The sequence below is a fragment of the Nocardia yamanashiensis NBRC 100130 genome, assembly GCF_001613325.1.
Lineage (GTDB): Bacteria > Actinomycetota > Actinomycetes > Mycobacteriales > Mycobacteriaceae > Nocardia > Nocardia yamanashiensis.
The window spans coordinates 226,995-245,227 of the sequence record NZ_BDCD01000016.1; the positions used below are offsets into that span (position 1 = coordinate 226,995).

14 protein-coding genes are annotated in these 18,233 nt (G+C 67.1%); 6 read left to right on the top strand and 8 right to left on the bottom strand.

Annotated features, from left to right (window positions below; translation table 11 throughout):
• Positions 1–46 precede the first annotated feature (46 nt).
• On the bottom strand, positions 47–928 hold the full coding sequence (locus NY1_RS17765; protein ID WP_067714107.1) for an alpha/beta fold hydrolase: 882 nt from the start codon (positions 926–928) through the stop codon (positions 47–49).
• Positions 929–1,010: 82 nt separating this feature from the next.
• Between NY1_RS17765 and NY1_RS17770 the strand changes: the two genes are divergently transcribed.
• Positions 1,011–1,634 (top strand): winged helix-turn-helix transcriptional regulator, encoded by a 624-nt coding sequence (locus NY1_RS17770; RefSeq protein ID WP_067714528.1) that lies wholly within the window; start codon positions 1,011–1,013, stop codon positions 1,632–1,634.
• Between the two features lie 100 nt (positions 1,635–1,734).
• Here NY1_RS17770 and NY1_RS43010 read toward each other — a convergent pair whose 3' ends face one another.
• Genes NY1_RS43010 through NY1_RS17780 form a run of 3 tightly spaced genes read right to left on the bottom strand, consistent with a single transcriptional unit; the run spans position 1,735 to position 3,946 of the window.
• A complete protein-coding gene (locus tag NY1_RS43010) occupies positions 1,735–2,088 on the bottom strand; it encodes a hypothetical protein (RefSeq protein ID WP_157762301.1) in 354 nt (117 codons plus the stop codon).
• Positions 2,089–2,118: 30 nt separating this feature from the next.
• Positions 2,119–3,072, bottom strand: a complete 954-nt coding sequence (gene pip / locus NY1_RS17775; RefSeq protein WP_067714110.1) for a prolyl aminopeptidase — start codon at positions 3,070–3,072, stop codon at positions 2,119–2,121.
• 49 nt (positions 3,073–3,121) lie between these two features.
• The gene (locus tag NY1_RS17780; protein WP_169815363.1) at positions 3,122–3,946 is read right to left on the bottom strand and encodes a CPBP family intramembrane glutamic endopeptidase; all 825 of its coding nucleotides are present in this window, start codon (positions 3,944–3,946) and stop codon (positions 3,122–3,124) included.
• Positions 3,947–4,044: 98 nt separating this feature from the next.
• Here NY1_RS17780 and NY1_RS17785 point away from each other — a divergent pair, with 98 nt between their 5' ends.
• A complete protein-coding gene (locus NY1_RS17785; protein WP_067714116.1) occupies positions 4,045–4,932 on the top strand; it encodes an ADP-ribosylglycohydrolase family protein in 888 nt (295 codons plus the stop codon).
• Here NY1_RS17785 and NY1_RS17790 read toward each other — a convergent pair.
• Together NY1_RS17790 and NY1_RS17795 are read right to left on the bottom strand one after the other, a co-directional pair.
• Positions 4,926–5,459 carry a P-loop nucleotide/nucleoside kinase family protein gene (locus tag NY1_RS17790; protein ID WP_218028381.1) on the bottom strand — a complete coding sequence of 178 codons (534 nt, stop codon included), beginning with the start codon at positions 5,457–5,459 and terminating at the stop codon, positions 4,926–4,928. The two genes, NY1_RS17785 and NY1_RS17790, sit on opposite strands and share 7 nt — an antisense overlap.
• 122 nt (positions 5,460–5,581) lie before the next feature.
• On the bottom strand, positions 5,582–6,049 hold the full coding sequence (locus NY1_RS17795; protein WP_067714117.1) for an NUDIX hydrolase: 468 nt from the start codon (positions 6,047–6,049) through the stop codon (positions 5,582–5,584).
• Between the two features lie 112 nt (positions 6,050–6,161).
• Between NY1_RS17795 and NY1_RS17800 the strand changes: the two genes are divergently transcribed.
• Positions 6,162–6,635: an NUDIX domain-containing protein gene (locus NY1_RS17800; protein ID WP_067714119.1), complete on the top strand. Its 474-nt coding sequence runs from the start codon at positions 6,162–6,164 to the stop codon at positions 6,633–6,635.
• A gap of 59 nt (positions 6,636–6,694) precedes the next feature.
• Here NY1_RS17800 and NY1_RS17805 read toward each other — a convergent pair whose 3' ends face one another.
• A complete protein-coding gene (locus NY1_RS17805; RefSeq protein WP_067714121.1) occupies positions 6,695–12,181 on the bottom strand; it encodes an ATP-binding protein in 5,487 nt (1,828 codons plus the stop codon).
• A 346-nt stretch (positions 12,182–12,527) separates the two neighbouring features.
• Here NY1_RS17805 and NY1_RS17810 point away from each other — a divergent pair, with 346 nt between their 5' ends.
• Positions 12,528–13,514 (top strand): oxidoreductase, encoded by a 987-nt coding sequence (locus tag NY1_RS17810; RefSeq protein ID WP_084535063.1) that lies wholly within the window; start codon positions 12,528–12,530, stop codon positions 13,512–13,514.
• A 19-nt stretch (positions 13,515–13,533) separates the two neighbouring features.
• On the opposite strand, the gene NY1_RS17815 is transcribed toward NY1_RS17810, so the two are convergent.
• Positions 13,534–14,841, bottom strand: a complete 1,308-nt coding sequence (locus NY1_RS17815; protein ID WP_157762302.1) for a DoxX family protein — start codon at positions 14,839–14,841, stop codon at positions 13,534–13,536.
• Positions 14,842–15,230: 389 nt separating this feature from the next.
• Between NY1_RS17815 and NY1_RS17820 the strand changes: the two genes are divergently transcribed.
• Together NY1_RS17820 and NY1_RS17825 are read left to right on the top strand one after the other, a co-directional pair.
• Complete coding sequence (locus tag NY1_RS17820) at positions 15,231–16,868, top strand: fatty acyl-AMP ligase (protein ID WP_067714125.1); 1,638 nt, start codon at positions 15,231–15,233, stop codon at positions 16,866–16,868.
• Between the two features lie 12 nt (positions 16,869–16,880).
• Complete coding sequence (locus NY1_RS17825) at positions 16,881–18,197, top strand: MupA/Atu3671 family FMN-dependent luciferase-like monooxygenase (RefSeq protein WP_084535065.1); 1,317 nt, start codon at positions 16,881–16,883, stop codon at positions 18,195–18,197.
• The last annotated feature ends 36 nt before the right edge of the window (positions 18,198–18,233 follow it).

The following is an 18,233-nucleotide window of genomic DNA, read 5'->3' on the forward strand; positions in this document are numbered from 1 at the left end:
TTAAAACGGCTGGCCGGGCGCGTATCTGCTGTGTCTTGACCTTTCGCTATTTCCCGTCCCAATTGCGGATGGCGGCGACGAATTCCTCGGGTGCATCGGATTCCACGTAGGTGCCGGCGCCTTCGATGATGACGGTCTTGTGGTTGGTGAATGTCGCTTCCAGGCGTTCGCGCTCCTGGGGGCGGAAGGCGATGTCGGCGTCGCCCCAGATGATCAGGGTCGGCAGGTCGGCGATATCCGGAAGTGCGGCTTCGACCTCCGCGAAGAAGGCTCGGCTGGCGAGGACGCGGTTGGGGAGCATGGCGGAGGCCTGCCGGCGTTCGGGGGTGCCCAGCGCGTGGCGGTAGTGGGTCATCTCGGCCTGGGTCGGTTTCCGCCTGCGATGGCCGGTGGGGATGAAGCCGTTGACGACGAGGTTGAATCGTCGAACCAGGAAGCGGCTCAAGGGGTTTCCGATGGCGTGTGAGAAGGCTTCGAAGTGCAGGATGCCGTTCAACGGCCAAGCCCAGGTGTTGGCGAGGATCAATCGATCGAAGACGCCTGGTCGCCGCTGCGCTACCGCCATGCCGATCAGGCCGCCCCAGTCCTGGCCTACCAAGCCGATCTTCTCCAGTTTCAGCGCGTCTACGAAACCGGTGACCACGTCGGCGTGTTCTTCGGGGAGGAAGCGGTAGCCCGGTTTCGGGGCCGACAGGCCGAAGCCTGGGTAATCCATTGCGATGCAACGGAAGTCGCTGCGCAATGTGGTGATCACGTCCCGGAAGAGGAACGACCAGGTCGGATTGCCGTGTAGCAGCAGCAATGTGGGACCCGACCCCTCGTCGACGTAGTGCACGGTGTGACCGTCGATATCGATGAAGCGGCTCTCGAACGGGAACAAATCGTCATCGACCCAGCTGGGTCGCACACTGCTGGTGGTATCGGCCATGGCGGCCCCCTCCGGGCTCGGCAGCAACGTATGCTTGATGTTCTCAAGCGTACTTGAGAACATCAAGTGATTGAAGGAAATGATGAGAAGTTACGGACAGTACTGCGGGCTCTCCCGGTCCCTCGAAGTCATCGGCGACCGGTGGAATCTGCTGATCGTGCGCCAGCTCCTCATCGCCCCCGCGCGCTACCGGGACTTGATCGACGGACTGCCCGGCATCGCCACCAACCTGCTGGCCGACCGGCTCCGGGACCTCGAAGCGGCGGGCGTGGTCGAGCGTCGACTATCGGGTGAAGGCAGCATCGTCGAATACGCGCTCACCCCGTGGGGCGCCGAGCTACGCGAGCCGATCGAGAGCCTGATCCGCTGGTCCACCCCGCTCATGCTCCGCGGCCCCGACGGCGATACCTTCCGCCCCGAATGGCTCGCCCTCGCCGTCCCCGCCCTGCTCAACACGCGGATCCAACACCGCCCCACCGCAACCATCGGCCTCGAAATCGGCGACTCGCCCTTCCAACTCCGCGCCACAACAGCGGGATTCGAGGTCGGACTACACGACGGCCACCCACTCGACGCCACCGTCCGCGCCGAACCCGGCTACATCCTCGGCCTCGCCGCCGGCGCCATTACCCTTGCTGATGCCCTTGCTGCCGGCCTGGTCGAGATCGAAGGTGACGAGTCCGTCCTCCGAGCCGTTTTCGGCTGACCGCCGCCTTCATTGCGCACGATCAGCATGGAGGTGAACTCGACTGTGGCCATCAACAGCCCGTTGTTCTGGATGGACCGCAACCGGAATCGCAGGACGGCTATGGCCGCAGGCGGTCTTGTTGACCGTCGTAGCAGTTCAAGCCCCACACCTTGGCCAGACCCGCCACGAACTCCGAGACCTTGGTCTCTTCACCCCATCGGATATTGACGTAGAGAACTGAGCCGTTGGCACTTTGAGTGAGGCGTGAAGACCACGGGCTACGTTGTCCGACGTCGGGCCAGCGGCGTAGCAGGGCCTGGATGAAGTCGGCGATCGCCGCGGTCGGCGGGGCCGCAGGCTCTTCTGCCAGTACCCGGCGTTCTTCTACCTCGCTCAAACTGTCCAGCATGCAACGAAGTTCGCCATCGTCGCTTGGTTGGGGGCCTTCCCAGATTCTCAGGTCGTAGCTCACATCGCGTGATTGTGCCTCGACCGGCCGACATCAGAGGGGATGGGCGAAGCGGGAGATGGAGTGGGCGAGTTGTTCGGCCAGGGCGGGGCTGCCGGTGTGGCCGGAGTCGTCGATGACGTGCAGGCGGGCGTCGGGCCAGGCTTTGGCTAGCGCCCAGGCGGTTTCGAGTGGGGCGCTGAGGTCGAGACGGCCGTGGATCAGTTCGCCGGGGATTCCGGCGAGGCGATCGGCATCGCGCAGTAGTGCGCCTTCCTCCAGCCATGCCGCGTGTGCGAAATAATGCGTGCAGATTCGGACGAACGCGAGCATGGGGGTGTCTGGCTTGGCGCTGTATTGGCCTGGGCTACCGAGGGATTCGTGGGCGATGACCGCGTCCTCCCAGAGGCACCATTCGATCGCGGCATTGTGGCGCACCCGCGCATCCGGGTGTTCGAGCAACTGCCGATAACCCTCGACCACGTCGATATCGCCGGGAACCACAGCCCGGAACCGCTCCCACTCGGCGGGCAGCAGGCGCCCGACACCCCGGTACAGCCAGTCGATCTCACGCCGCCGCGTAGTGGTGATGCCGACCATCACGATCCCGGTCACCCGCTCCGGATATCGCTGCGCATACGCCAGGATCAGCGTCGAACCCCACGATCCGCCGTACAACAGCCAGCGACCGATCCCGAGATGAATGCGCAGCCGTTCCATATCAGCGATCAAATGCTCGGTGGTATTGACCGTCATATCGGTATCCGGCTCAGCCGCGCTCGGAATACTGCGCCCACATCCCCGCTGATCGAACTGCACGATCCGGAAGATATTCGGATCGAACGACTTCCGCGGTCCCGGACTACTCCCGCTACCCGGCCCGCCGTGCACTACCAGCACCGGCCGTCCGTCCGGATTGCCGCTGGTGCACCAATACACCTTATTCCGGTCGCCGACCTCGAGCAGACCTTCGGCGTAGGGGTCGATCGGAGGGAATGTCGTGGGCATGATTGCCGAGGTTAGTGGAGGCGGGGGTGATGACCTGGCAATGGTCTGCTCACACCATTGCGGCGAGCATGGCCGGTGGGGCGTTCATGAAACCGTGTACGGCGATCAAGAGCCAGGGGTTGCGGTGGCGGGACCAGAGGTAGCCCAGGAAGAGGCCGGTTACGCCGATGTTGAGGATTGCGGCGGCGGAATCGATGAGTAGGCCGTTGCCGCCGTGGATTGCGGAATGCCAGGCTGCCCATAGGAGGCTGGTGAGGATGATGGCGGGCCAGCGGCCGTAGCGGGATTCCAGGCGGGTTTGCAGCCAGAAGCGGTAGAAGACTTCCTCTAGGACTGCGTTGATGAGGAATACCGCCAGGACGGTGATGATGTCGGGGGCGGTGCCTTCCCAGCCGGGGTCTATGGCGAGGGTGGTGGCGATGTAGGCGGTGATTGCGAGGGCGGGGCGTAGCCAGCGGCCGCGGACATTCAGGCGTGCCCATTCGGTCCAGGTGACGTGGCAGACCAGAAGTGGGAATGCCAGTAGCAGAACGGTTTTCAGGATGAGAAACCAGAGGTTGTCGCCTTGGGCCAGGTGCAATCCGATTGCGAAGGTGACTGCTGCGCCGACCAGCATCCAGGTGTCGCGGGTGAGCTGTCGCGGATCGATGGCGGTGAACGGGTCGGAGGCGGGTTCGCGGGGTGGGAGCGCTGCTGCGACGAGGAAGCCGGCGACGGCTGGTAGCCACAGGAGCCAGATCGGGCGGGATTCTGCTGTGTCGGCTGAGAAGCGGACCGAGGTTTCGCCGCTGACTGTCAGGACCACCAGGGCGGCGATATACACCGCAATTCCGGTGAGCAACAACGCCGTACTCGCTCGTATCGATGTGCGCACCAGATCCACCATAACGTGCCGTCGTCGCTGGTCGGGGGTGCGGAGCGCCGAACTTGATCGGCAGGACTGAATCTCGAAGTTCCTGCCAGACTGGTCGGATGAGCGGGGACGCCCGGTCGCGGGCATACGCGTCGTTGCAGGGCTTGGCGCTGGGAGATGCGTTCGGGTCCTGCTACGAGGATGCGATGAATCAACCTGCGCTGCGCGAACGCCGGGTGCTGCCGGGGCCGTGGTTGTGGACCGATGACACACAGATGGCGTGCTCCATCTTCGCCGTGCTGGCCGAGCACGGGCGGATCGATCAGGACGCACTGGCGGGGTCGTTCGCTCAGCACTACGACATCTACCGGCTATACGGTCCAGGGACGAGTCGGATACTGCGGCTGATCCGCCAAAAGGGTTACCACTGGCGGGAACTCGCCCAGCAGGCACGAGGTGGCCAAGGGTCCTGGGGCAATGGCGCTTCGATGCGGGTCGCACCGTTGGGCGCTTGGTTCGCCGACGACCTGGACCGGGTTGTCGCCGAGGCTGCCGCATCGGCGGAAGTAACTCATACCCATCCGGATGCGGTGGCAGGCGCTGTCGCGGTAGCGGTCGCCGCCGCCCTGTCCGCCGTCGAACCGCACGCCAACTCCGGATCGCTCCTCGAAATGACCGCAGCCCGCACTCCGGTGGGACCGGTGCAGGACAAGATCGTGCACGCGGCATCGATCGGCGATCCCGGCACCGCCGCTGCGAAATTGGGTGTCGGCCACGACACCGCCGCAGCCGACACCGTCCCCTTCAGCCTCTGGGTTGCCGCCAATCACGGCCATGATTTCAAAGAGGCATGCTGGACAGCGGCTACGGCAGGTGGCGACCAGGACACCACTTGCGCGATCATCGGTGGAATCCTCGGCGCCCGAACAACTCTCGACGGCCTGCCACGGGACTGGCTCGCGTGCAGAGAACCACTACCCGAATGGTCAACAGGGATCGCTCATTGATCTCGAGCGTCGTGTACCGCCTGGATCCTAAGGGCGAGGAACGCGTGGTCGACAGGCCGGGAGGTGTCGACCACGACGACCGGAGCCAGCCCGAGCGGCGCAGCATGAGCGGCCCAGTCGTTCCAATCGCCGGCCAGCCGTTCCCGGTCGCGGTGCACAGCTGCACGCGTCCGTGCCGCGTAGCGGGCCCTGGCAACCTCGGCAGGGATATCGCACCACACCTCCACGACCCGGCGTGCCCCGCTCCGCTCGATCCCAGCACGAGCGAACCCCAGATCTCGCGGCCTGAACCACCACGAGTCGATGACGACGTCCACCGTCGCCTCCGCCGCGAGCGCCCAAACCGTATCCATCGCGATCCCACCGAGTTCCGGCACACCCCGCGCGCCTTCGAGGCAATCGGCCAACGCCTCTTTCACCGCGTCCTTGGACAAGAACCAGGCATCCATCGATCGGGCCAGCGCAGCGCCCAAAGTCGTTTTGCCCGCACCAGGAAGCCCATTCACCAACACCAGCAATCCGCCCATACGCCGATCATCGCCTCTCGTAGCGTTGAACCCTGGTCTACTTCATTGGTAGGCAGATTCATTCAATGAGCAGCACCGGAAATTCAGTCGGCAGTCTCCCGAATCCAAGACGCCACCGGCGGTCAACCAAGATACGGATAGTCTCCGGACAGGAAGTCTCCGATCTGCTGCCGCATACTCGGATGAATGTCGTACCGGCCCAACTCCTCCGGCCGAACGAACTCCACGCCGTCCGCCTCGTCATTGACGCTCGGTTCCCCCGAGACAGGCCGCCCGATGTAGCAGTTCTCATACTGCTGACGGATCTCACCGTCGGTATACGCGACAATGTGATTCGGATTGCTGTACACCCCAAGAAATCCCGTGATCTCAGCCAGAATCCCGGTCTCCTCCTCACATTCCCGAACCGCACACTGCGCCGCCGTCTCACCCAAATCCATCGCCCCGCCGGGCAACGCCCACTGCCCCGTATCGCGCCGCCGCTGCAACAGAATCGCCCCGGACTCATCGGTGACGAGCAGATTGCAAGCCACCACAAGCGAATTCGGCTTGGGCGCCCTCGGGTCGTTGTAGTACTCGATCCTGCCCATGATCAGCCTTTCGTCCTCAGTTTACCGAGTGCCTTGCCGTCGATACCCTCATGATTCACGACCTCGGGCAACGAGGTGAGGTAGCGCATGGGCAAGAGGACTGGAGGAAGCGATGGGTAGTCGGCGTGACTACTACAAGGACCCTGATGCACCCAAGCCGAACTCGCTGAAGCCTGGTGGTGCGGCGCTGGTGGTGGATGAGGCTGGGCGGGTGTTGATGCAGCGGCGGGGGGATTCGGGGAACTGGTCGTTGCCGGGTGGGGTTATGGAGGTGGGGGAGACGTTGGGGGAGTGTGTGGTTCGGGAGACTCGGGAGGAGACGGGGGTGGAGATTGAGGTCTGTGGGTTGTTGGGGATTTATACGGATCCGGAGCATGTGATTGCTTATGAGGATGGGGAGGTTCGGCAGGAGTTTGCCGTGGTGTATTTCGGGCGGGTGGTGGGGGGTGAGATTCGGGTTTCGGAGGAGTCGACCGAGGTTCGGTTCGTGGCGTTGGAGGAGCTCGAGGGGATGCCGGTGCATCCGACTGTGCGGTTGCGGCTTGGGCATTATCGGGAGCGGAGGGAGGGGCCGTGGTTGGGGTAGGGGGAAATGAGTAGGGCCCAACCCTTTTGGGGTTGGGCCCTACTCATTTGTGGGGTGGGTTAGTCGGTTGTGACCGCGCCGGGGAGTTTGGATTCGATGGCCGCGATGATGCGGGGGCGGAGGTCGGCGGCGCGGATGATGGCGTCTACCGAGCCGACTTCGACGGCGCGCTGGATATTGTGGACGCGGTCGAATTCGGCTGCTACTTCGCCGAGTTTCTCGGTGCGGACGGAGGAGCGGATTTCGTCGAGTTCGGCGGTGAGGGTGGCGCGGTCGGCGGTGGCCGTGCTGGCGGCGCGTTCGGCGAGTTCGCGGACTCGCTGATCGGCCGCGGTGCGGGCGCTGACTTCACCGGCGAAGACGACGGCGGCGGCGGGGGCGCCGCCGAGGACGGAGGCGAAGGAGCCTTCCAGGGCCAGGACCGTCATGTTCGGGTTCAGGGCCTTGGAGAAGACCACGAACGCGCCGCCGTGGTAGCGGGAGATGACGCAGAAGACGATCGGGCCCTCGAAATTGACGATGGCGCGGCCGATTTCGGCGCCGTACTCCAGCTGGAGCTTGCGCATCGACTCGGGGGAACCGTCGAAGCCGGACAGGTTGGCCAGCACCACCAGCGGGCGATTGCCGCTGGCGGTATTGATGGCGCGGGCCGCCTTCTTCGACGACTGCGGGAACAGGGTGCCGGCGGTGTAGGTGTCGGGACCGTCCGTGGAGGGATAGCCGCGACGCGACACGCCCCGGGACTCGATACCCAACAGGCACACCGGGATACCGCCGAGACGAGCGTCCTGAACGACCGCGGTTTCGGCGTCGGCCATGCCCGCCCAGCGCTCCAGGACCGGATGGTCCTGGTCGGCCACGGCGCGCATGACGGTGCGAATGTCGAAGGGCTTCTTGCGATCCGGGTTGGCGGTCGCGGAGAAGATCTCGCCGACGGTGGTGAAGTCGCTGCCGGCCACCACGTGCGGGAAGTCGGAGACGTCCCGGTCGATCGGGTCGCTGGTCGCGGTGCGGCGCGGCATGGCCTCGCCGGGCGCGATGTAGGTGTGCTCGTAGTGGGACATGAGCACGCCGCGCGCCGCGTTCAGGTTCGGCGCCCAGTACTGCGCCTGACCGTTGGGGCCCATGACACGGTCGTAGCCGCCGATACCGAAGTTGTCCTCGGCCGACACGCCGCCGGAGAAGTCCAGCGCCTGCTTACCGGTCAGCACCATGGCCGAATCCGGGGTCATCACCAGAATGCCCTTGGTGTGCATGAGCATGGTGGCTTCGGCGTTCCAGTACGGCTGGGCGCCGACATTGATGCCCGAGACCACGATGTTGATCTCGCCGCCGTCCTGGGTGAATTCGACGATCCGCTTGAGCGCGGCCGCCACCCAGTCCATGTTCTCGGTGCCGGACTTCATGGAGATGCGCGCACCGGAGGACAGCGCGTACCACTCCAGCGGAACCTGCAACTGCTCGGCCAGATCCAGCGCGGCGATCACCCGCCGGCATTCCGGCTCCGACAGCGCGCCCAGGGATTTGGTGGGATCGCCGAGCAGCAGCACGCGCGTGATGCCCTCGGGGTACGACGGGGTCGCGGTCTTGACCACGCCCGCCACGATCGCCGCCTTGTTATTGCCCTTGGGCCGATCCACCGGCACCAGCGCGTGCGCGGCATCCAGATCGTATTCCGTGAAATCGCCCAGCAGGCTGGTCAATTCGTACGGGTACACGGTATTGCGGCTGCTGGCGCGCAGCACCTTCTGCCGGTACTCGTCCAGCGGCTCCACGACCTCTTCGGTGCGCTCACCGATGCTGACTTCCGCACCGCCGGTGGCGTCGAACGCGATCCGCACCGCGATCTTGGCCAGCTCCCCGGTCTGCGGATCCCGCTGGCGGGCGATGAGCAGGATCTCCTCCAGCCCGGCCCCCGCGGTCAGCGGCAGCACGTGCCCGCCGAGCACCTTCTCCAGCTCCTCGCGCGTCACATCGACCTCGGGCCAGATGTACATGATCACGCGATTGGTGTTGAACCGCTTGGCCGACGGCCGCTGCGCCTGCGCCCGGCGAATCGAGTCCAGGCAGGTGGCGATGGCGATCTCGGCGGTCGGCAGCGCCAGCAGCCGTCCGTCGTGGTCGCGCAGCGCCGCCAGGTCACGCACCTGAGCGAAGGAGATGAGCCGCTCGTCGGACGGATTGTCCTTGGCGATGGCCCGGAACAGGTACACCTCTTCGTCGTCCGAGGACGGCAGCCGGGTGAGGTCGAACTTGCGCAGCCGCTTCATCTGCATGCGCTGGGCGATGAACGGGTGCAGGCCGCGAATCAGCCGCTCCTCGCTCATCCCGGTGGCCGAGGGCCGGAAGGTGAAGTGGTGGTGCATGACCGCGCCGCCGCTGCCCGCGACGGTGGCGGTGATGCGGTGCACCTGGTTGGGCAGCGCCTGCCCGTCCAGCACCTCCTGCAACGCGGTGGCCATGGCGTCGAAGTCCTCGGGCTGCTTCTCCCAGCCGAGGTAGATATCGACCTCGATGGACGCCGAGGCGTGCGCCAGTTCGGCCAGCCCGCGCAGGATGGCGCCGAGTTCGTCGAAGCTGCCCGCGGCCGAAATCAGCGTCAGCCCACGGCGTTCGGCGCTCACGAAGGTGCAGCCGCCGGCTTCCCGGGTGCGCACGTCGGTGAGGTCCTTGTTGCCGTAGTAGCGGCGGGTCAGCACCTCGAGCATGGCGGTGTTGTCGATATTGCCGCGGACGAGGCGCTGCCCGAGCAGCCGCACCAGCGGTTCGGTGCTGCGCACCATATCGGCGATGCGCTCGGAACGGTCGGTGGTCTCCGGGTGCAGATCCAGGTAGCGCAGGTTCTTGCGCACATTGGTGTACACGCGAGCGCGGTTGCGGCGCAGCAGAGGCTGTCCGTACCAGGCGTATACGACGCCACGGGTCAGATCGGCGATGACCGGGAAACGCACCTGGGTGGCGGTGACCAGCCGTTCCAGCGCCAGACCGGCGGGCTCGTACAGCGATCCGCTCGGCACCGGCTCCCGCAGCCACGAACGCAGCAGCGTCGTAATGACATTGACGGTGTCGGCGGGCCGCTGCTGGGCCAGGAAGATGCGGAAGACCGCCGATTCCAGGTCCGGGGTGCGGTCCAGTTCGGTCACGCCGTAATGCCCGAGCGCCTTGACCAGCTTGGCCTGGTACGAGTCCGGCAGCCCGGCCCGCTCCACATCGAGGCTCTGCAGGTAGGTGTGGAAATGCTCACGCGCACTGTGCACATGGCTCTGCACGCCCTCGTCGTCCCACGACCGGTTGTGGCTCAGCTCGGCGAGATCGGTGAACACCTCGATCAATTCGAGCTCTTCGGCGAGCGGCCGGCGGTGATCGGACACCACGGTGCGGCGCACGTCCAGGTAGTCCGCGATGACGCGGCCCTCGTCGTGCGGGTCCACATCGAAGCCCAGCAGCAGGCTGCGCAGATCCTGCAGCCCGCGGGTCAGCCGCTCGTGCGGGCGCACCGGCGCGGCCTGATCGGGCAGATCCAGGGTGGCGGTGCCGGTGGCGGCGGCCTCGGCGTCCGCATCGTCCTCGGAGGCGATGGGCTCCAGGCGCAGCAGCGGCGCACCGGTCTCCACCTGGGTGCCGACCGACACCGCGCATTCCTTCAACCGCGCCCGGAACGGCGCGCGCAGTACGGTTTCCATCTTCATGGATTCCAGCACCAGCACCGGCGCCCCGGCCTCCACCTCGTCGCCGACGGCCAGCGGGGTGGCGACGACCAGCGCGGGCGCGGGGGAGCGGACCACGCCGCCCTCGTCGCGGCTGATGCGGTGGGTGACGCCGTCCACGTCCACCACGTGCACGGGCCCGTGGGTGCCGGTGGTCAGGCGGTAGCGGGCGCCGTTGACCACGACCTGCCCGGTGTGATCGTCGAAACGCTCCAGATCGACGTCGGCGGTGCGGGTTTCGCCGCCGGCCTCGACCCCGACCCGGAAGCGATGCGCGCCGATGCGGGCGACCCGCACCCGGTAGCCGACGCCGCGCAGCTTCAGATCGCGCGGCCGCCCGCTCTCGTGCTGCACCTGCGGCCGCCCGCCGGATGCGGTGGACAGCAGGCGATTCCGCTCGACCCGCTCTTCCTCCTCGTACGCGTCGATGGCCGCGGCGGCCAGCGCGATGGTGGAGTGGCGATGCGAGACCAGGCGGCCTTCGGGTCGCACCCGGTCGATCCAGCCGGTGTCGGCGCTGCCGTCGAGCACCTCGGGCTGGATCAGCAGATCGAGCACGAAGCTCTTGTTGGTCGCGCCGCCCTCGATGACGACGCGGGTCTGGGTGACCGCGCGGCGCAGCCGGCCCAGCGCCTCTTCGCGATTGCGGCCGTAGGCGATGATCTTGGCGATCATGGAGTCGAAGTCGGCCGGGATGGTGTCGCCCTGGCTGACGCCGGTGTCGACCCGGATGCCCGGTCCGGCCGGCAGATCCAGGCGCGCGATGCGGCCCGGCGCGGGCGCGAAGTCGCGATCGGGATCCTCGGCATTGAGCCGCGCCTCGATGGCGTGCCCGCGCTCGACCGGCGGCTCACCCTCGAGCTTGTTGCCGGCCGCGACGTGCAGCTGTGCGCGCACCAGGTCGAAGCCGGTGGTGGACTCGGTGATCGGATGTTCCACCTGCAGGCGGGTATTGACCTCGAGGAACGCGAACAGCTCGTCGCCGGGGTGGTAGAGGAATTCGACGGTGGCCGCGCCGCAGTACCCGACCGCGACGGCCAGCCGCTCGGCCGACGCCTTGAGCTCGGCCGCCTGCTCGGGCCGCAGCACCGGCGAGGCCGACTCCTCGATGATCTTCTGATTGCGCCGCTGCACCGAGCAGTCGCGCACGCCCAGCGCCCACGCCGTGCCCTGCCCGTCGGCGATGACCTGCACCTCGACGTGGCGGGCGCCGGTGACCAGGCGCTCGAGGAACACGACGCCGCTGCCGAAGGCGCGCGCGGCTTCCTGACGGGTGCGCTCGTAGGCGTCCTCGAGCTCTTCCGGGCCGGTGATGACGCGGATACCGCGCCCGCCGCCGCCCGCGGTGGCCTTGAGCATGAGCGGGTAGCCGATGCGCTCGGCGGCTTCCTTGGCCTCGTCGATGGTCTCGACCGGGCCGCGGCTCCACGGCGCGACCGGCACCCCGACCTCTTCGGCGATCAGCTTGGCGCCGATCTTGTCGCCCAGCTTGCGCATGGCGTCGGGGCTGGGGCCGATGAAGGTGACCCCGATCTGCTCACACAGTTCCGCGAAGGCGGGATCCTCGGCGACGAAACCCCAACCCACCCAGGCGGAGTCGGCGCCGGTCTCGCGCAGCGCGCGCTCGAGCAGCTTGAGATCCAGATACGGGCGCGCGGCGGCCGGACCGAGGTCGTAGGCGATATCCGCCTCGCGCACGAATGTCGCGTTCCGATCGACATCGGTGTGAAGCGCGACGGTTTCGATCGATTGCCCGGTCTCTGCCGCCAGGTCGCGGGCGGCATGGATGAGCCGCATAGCGGCCTCTCCCCGGTTCACGATGGCGATGCGGCTGAACACTCGCCAGCTCCTTCCATTCCACGATTCCGGCCCGGTCGGGCGAACAGGCGAACAGTATTGCCACTGCTCTTTCCGCGTACTATGCCCCTCCGGGCGCGTTCAGGTACACCGCGCGACGGGGTTACCGGCACGTATCCTGCAAAATTTCTCGCTGCGGTCATGAAAAACACCGATTTGGGCCCGATATGGGCAGTGCGGTAGACCGGGTGGTTTACGCGCTGCCGGAGTTGCCTGTGCCCTGTTATCGCGATCGAATCCGATTCCGTTCGCGAGCGCGTGCTTACAATACGGACGGTTCCGGTCAGGGACGGGCTGTACACCACATCGGAAACGGGAGTGGGAGGCCATGCGGAACGCGCTCGACGCTATCGACCTATCGGGACTGTTCACGCCGGCGACGCTCGGCCCGCTGCGCGTGCGGAACCGGTTCGCCATGGCCCCGCTCTCGCGCTACGCCGCGCGCTGCGGGGTGCCGGCCGCCGAACTCGGGGCCTTCTATCGGCGGCGCGCGGCCGGCGGCTTCGGGTTGATCATCAGCGAGGGCATATCCGTCGGCGCGAGCCCGGCGGGCTCGGGTATCGCCGCGATCCGGCAGCCGTCGGCGCTGCGGGCCTGGACCGCGATCGTGTCCGCCGTGCACGCCGAGGGGGTGCCGATCTTCGCGCAGTTGATGTACGTCGGCGAACCGGACCGGGTGCGCTGGGGCGTCGAGGCGGAGCGGATCATCGCGAGTTACGCGCAGGCGGCGCGGCAGGCCCGGCGGGCCGGGTTCGACGGCGTCGAAATCCATGGCGCGCACGGCATGCTGCCCATCCGGCCCGTGCTCGCGGCCGAACTGGTCGGTGCGGTCCGGGCCGAGCTGGGGCCGGAAATGCCGGTCACCTACCGGTTTTCGCAATGGCGGGCCGGGCGGTCCGGCACTCGCGCGGCGGCGGGACCGGCCGAGCTGGAGGAACTGCTGTGGCCGCTCGCCGAGGCCGGGGTGGCCGCCTTCCATCCCTCGACCCGGCGCTTCGACGAGCCCGAATTTCCCGGAATCGCCGGGCCGAGTGGGCAATTGAGCCTGGCGGGCTGGACCAAGAAGGTGACCGGGCGGCCCGCCGTCATCGTCGGATCGATCGGGCTGGCCAAGGACGCCGCCGCGGCGGGCGGACCCGCCGAGGTGATCTCGCTCGAACGGCTACGGCGGCGCTTGGACCGCGGCGAATTCGATATCGCCGCGGTCGGGCGTGCGGTACTGGCCAATCCGGATTTCGTCGAGCTGATCCGCGACGGACGGATCGGCGAGCTGGTGCCCTACGAGGACAGCAAGCACAAGTCCACGCTCGCCTGACGCCACTCGCGCGCAAGCTTCAGCGGATCAGCTTGCCGAGGTCGGGATACTCCTGGATCCAATGGAAGTCGCCGTCGCGCAACGGAAACGTATCCGGATCCAGCGCCGTCATGGTCAGGGTCGCGGGCCGCCCGTCGTACTCCCCGCGCAGCACCAGCTGATCCGCCGCCGGCTGCTCGAAGCTGAAAGTGTAGGTGAACGGCGGCATTTCACTCGGCGGGGCCTGTTCGTCCAGCGGCGGCCCGGTCAAGGTGAGGGTATTGGTTCCGGTGTCCACGGTCGCGACCGCGGGCACGAAGGAATCGTCCATCTTCTGATAGGCGGCCTTCCTGGTGTCCAGAACCAAGCGCCGCCAGCGGGTCTCGTCGGTGGTGAGCGGCGGCAGCGACCGGCCGTCCAGGGTGAACTCGGTGACGTTCCAGATGCCGTACAGCGGCGGGCGGGGCACGCCGTCGCCCTGCACCCGATAACCCTCGGCGGCCATCCGCGCCCCACCGGCCAGCACCCACACGCCCAGCGCCGCCATCGCCACCGCGGCGATCCGGTTCGCCCGCGCGCCGCGGAAGAGCGGCGGTTGTGTCATCGGACCGGAATGCCGCTCCAGCACAAGCACATTCGCCAGCCGCCCGGCCTGCGGCGCCAGCACGAACAGGCACATCAGCACCAGGTGGAACGACAGCAGCTTGACCGGCACGTCGAAGGTCATGTTCAGCACGAACACCTGGGCCAGATTCACCAGGCTCAGCAGCGCGCCCAGGGTCGCGGTGCGGGGCAGGAACAGCAGCAGCCCGCCCAGCACTTCGGCTGTGCCCAAGAGCATTTCGTACACCGGCGCGGACCCGACCTGGTTCCACAGCACCCCGGTGGCGCTGAAATCCCCGTACGGCTGCAACAGGGTGATCAGCGTGGGCCGCGGCATCTGCAACGGGATCACCTTGGCCATGCCGTAGAACAGCATCTGCCCGCCGAGGCACAGGCGGACGGCGGTGAGGAACCAAGCGTGCAGTCTCACATAGGCCGTCCGGCGGCGGTCCAGCACCGACCACACCAGGGTGATCGCGACCGCGGCGCCGAAGACGCAGAAGATCAGCACCCAGAGCGGGGCCTGATCGCCGCTGTAGGACTTGCGCAGCGGGGCCACCTCGGTACCGAACACGGTGGTGCTGACCGTGCGGACGAAATCGTCGATCGAGTCCATCTGGCCGCCGGCCGCGCTCGCCGCCAGATAGACGAACAGCGGTCCGGTGAAGACCAGCACCAATTGGGCGAACAGCAGGCAGAGCAATCCGAAATAGGCGAAACAGAAACGGAACGCGACCCTGGTCAACGGTTTCCAGAAAGCGGTTGTGAAATCGACGGGAGTGCTATCCTTTTCGCGATCTAGCACATCCGTGGCAACGCTCGACATGCTGGCGCCCCCTCGCTTTCCTCCCGGGTGCCGGGAATATCGCTCCGACCGTGGCTCGAACGCGACGATGATGCCACCCCGCCCGTGTGATGCGGTGCAGGGACACGCGTCCCGGACCTGGACGGATGCACCACACGCAACTACTGGTCGGCTGATCACGAGCGACACGCTGGCGATGAGCCGCTACATGGCTTCACACCCGTCCGGCTCTGCCAGGATGGGCCTTTGGACTGTTCTTTTCAGCTGCTCATACTCCGGGAGGAGCCAGGCGGATGAATGTCGGGCAATCAGCGCGTGAACCTCGCACTTTGGTCGACATCCTGTCGATGCGGGTGACGAAGACCCCGCAGCGTTCCGCGTACATCTTCTCGAACCATCGGCAAGCCGACACCGTCGTCGATCACCGCGCCCTGTGGGACCGGGCGGCCGGATTGGCCGCGCGCGTAGCCGAAGTCACCGCGCCGGGCGACCGGGTGCTGCTGATGTGCCCGCCCGGACCGGAATTCGTCTACGCCTTCTTCGCCTGCCTGCTCTCCGGGCGCATCGCGGTGCCGGTGCACCTGGCGGCATCGGCGCATCAGCTGGTCGCGCTCACCGCGATCGTGCGCGATTGCGGCGCTACCGCGGCCATCGCTCCGCTGGCGACGGTGCCGATCGGGGACGGGCAACTGGGACCGGACATTCGGGTCGTCGACACCGGCAGCGCGAGCGACGGAACGGGTTTCGAGGCCACGCACCCGGACCCGGAGGACATCGCCTTCCTGCAGTACACCTCCGGCTCGACCGGATCCCCCAAGGGCGTCATGGTCCGGCACCGGAATCTGATGGTAAACCTCGGGCTCATCCAGTCCGAAAACGCTCTTACACCGGACAATTCGATCGTCTCGTGGCTGCCGCCGTACCACGATATGGGGCTGATCCAGGGTGCGCTGCTGCCCATGTTCGTCGGCTTCCCGAGCGTCCTGCTCTCGCCCATGACGTTCCTGCGCGATCCGCTCATCTGGCTGCGCGCCATCGCCGCGCGTGCGCACGTGGTGGCGGGCGGCCCGAACCTGGCGTACGGGCTCTGCGCGAAACGGGTGTCCGAGGCCGATGCGGCCGGGCTCGATCTGAGCGGGTGGGACATTGCCTTCGTCGGCGCGGAACCGGTCGACCCGAACATTCTGCGCAAATTCACGGACCTGTTCGCCGCCAGCGGCTTTCGCGGCGCGAGCTTCGTGCCGATGTACGGATTGGCGGAATCGACGCTGTATGTCAGCGGCGGCCGTCCGGGCGACGGCGCTCGCTCCCGCGCCTTCTCGATCATCGATCTCGATCGCGGCGTGGCCGAGCCGAAAACCCCCGGGCGCGAGCTGATCAGCGTCGGGCCGATGGCGCCGGAGCGCATCGCGGTGGTGGACCGCGACACCGGGCAGCGCTGCGCCGAACACCGGATCGGCGAGATCTGGCTGCGCGGCGACAGCATCGCCGCCGGGTACTGGAACAAGCCGGCCGAGACCGAACGCGCCTTCCACGCCACCCTCACCGACGGCGACGGCACGCCGTATCTGCGCACCGGCGACCTCGGTTTCGTGGCCGACGGTGAGCTGTACATCTCCGGGCGCAGCAAGGAACTGATGATCGTGCACGGCCGCAATATCTTTCCGCAGGACGTGGAGCGCACCATCCTGGCCGAGCATCCCGCGCTGCGGCCCGGCGGCTGCGCGGTCTTCACCGCGCGCATCGACGACGAGGACCGCGTCATGGTGGTGCAGGAACTCACCGACGCGCAGGCCGGCGACGCGACGGCGCTGGCGGGTTCGATTCGCGACATCGTGAGCCGCGTGCACGGCATCGGCGTGCACCGGGTCGTATTCGTCGGCAAGGGCGAGGTGCCCAAGACGACCAGCGGAAAGATTCAGCGACAGCTTCTCCGGGAGACGTACTCGACGACAGCGGCACGCTAGGAAAGGACGGAATTGAGCAGATCGCCGGATACGACACCAGTGCTGGACTTCTTCGTGGAGTGGGCCGCCGCACGGCTGGAACGAGACACGGTGGACCCGTACTCGCCACTCACCTCACTGGGGCTGGACTCCGTGAAAGCCGCGGAGCTGATGAACATCCTGGAGGACCGGTACCAGACCGAGATCACCGCCGAGGACATCTTCGACGGGCTCAGCCTCGCCGATGTGGCGGCCATGGCGACCGCGCGCACCGGCAATGGCGAAGCCGGTTGCGGCGGTGAGACGCCCTCGGACCGTATGCGATTCAGCCTGCTGTTCTTCTCCAGTGACGCGCAGCGGCAGGCGGACGACCGCTACCGGCTGCTGCTGGAGAGCGCCCGCTTCGCCGATTCGCACGGCTTCGAGGCCATCTGGATTCCCGAGCGGCACTTCCACAAGTTCGGCGGGCTGTACCCGAATCCGGCGGTGCTCGGCGCGGCGCTGGCGGCCGGCACCGAACGGGTGCGGATTCGCGCGGGCAGTGTGGTGCTGCCGCTGCACAATCCGGTCCGGGTGGCCGAGGACTGGTCGGTGGTGGACAACCTGTCCGGCGGCCGCGTCGACGTCGCCTTCGCCACCGGCTGGAACGCGGACGATTTCGTGCTCGCGGGCGACAGCTACGCCGACCGGGTCGAAATCACCAGGGCCGGAATGGATACCGTGCAGCGACTGTGGCGCGGCGAGACCGTCGCGTTGGCCAACGGCGTCGGCGAGGAGCGTGCGGTGCGCATCTTCCCGGCCCCGGTGCAGCCGGCGCTGCCGACCTGGCTGACCTGCAGCGGCGGCATCGAACGCTTCGAGATGGCGGGCGCGGTGGGCGCGAACATCCTGACCGCCCTGCTGTTCCAGGAAGTCGACGAGCTGGCCGAGAAGCTGGCCGCCTATCGCAAGGCGCGTGCCGAGCACGGGCACGGCGCGGAAGCGGGCATCGTGACCGTCATGCTGCACACCTTCGTGGGCGCGGACGAGGCCCGGGTGCGCAAGACCGTCGAGGGCCCGTTCAAGAGCTACCTCGAGGATTCGGTCGACCTGTGGCGGCGCGGCTCCGAGGCCCTGGACAGCCTGGACGAGAAGACCCGGACCAGGGTGCTGGACTTCGCATTCGAGCGCTACTACCGCAATAACGGCCTGTTCGGCACCCCCGCCGGCGCGGCGGCCATGGTCGAGCGGCTGCGGGCGATCGGGGTGGACGAGATCGCCTGCCTGATCGACTTCGGTATTCCGGACGCCGAGGTGCTGACCGGTCTGGAGTCGCTGGCCGCCCTGGAGCAGCTGACCCGATCCGCGTAGCGCACCTTCCCGACGCCACGAGAAGCAGGAGCAGAT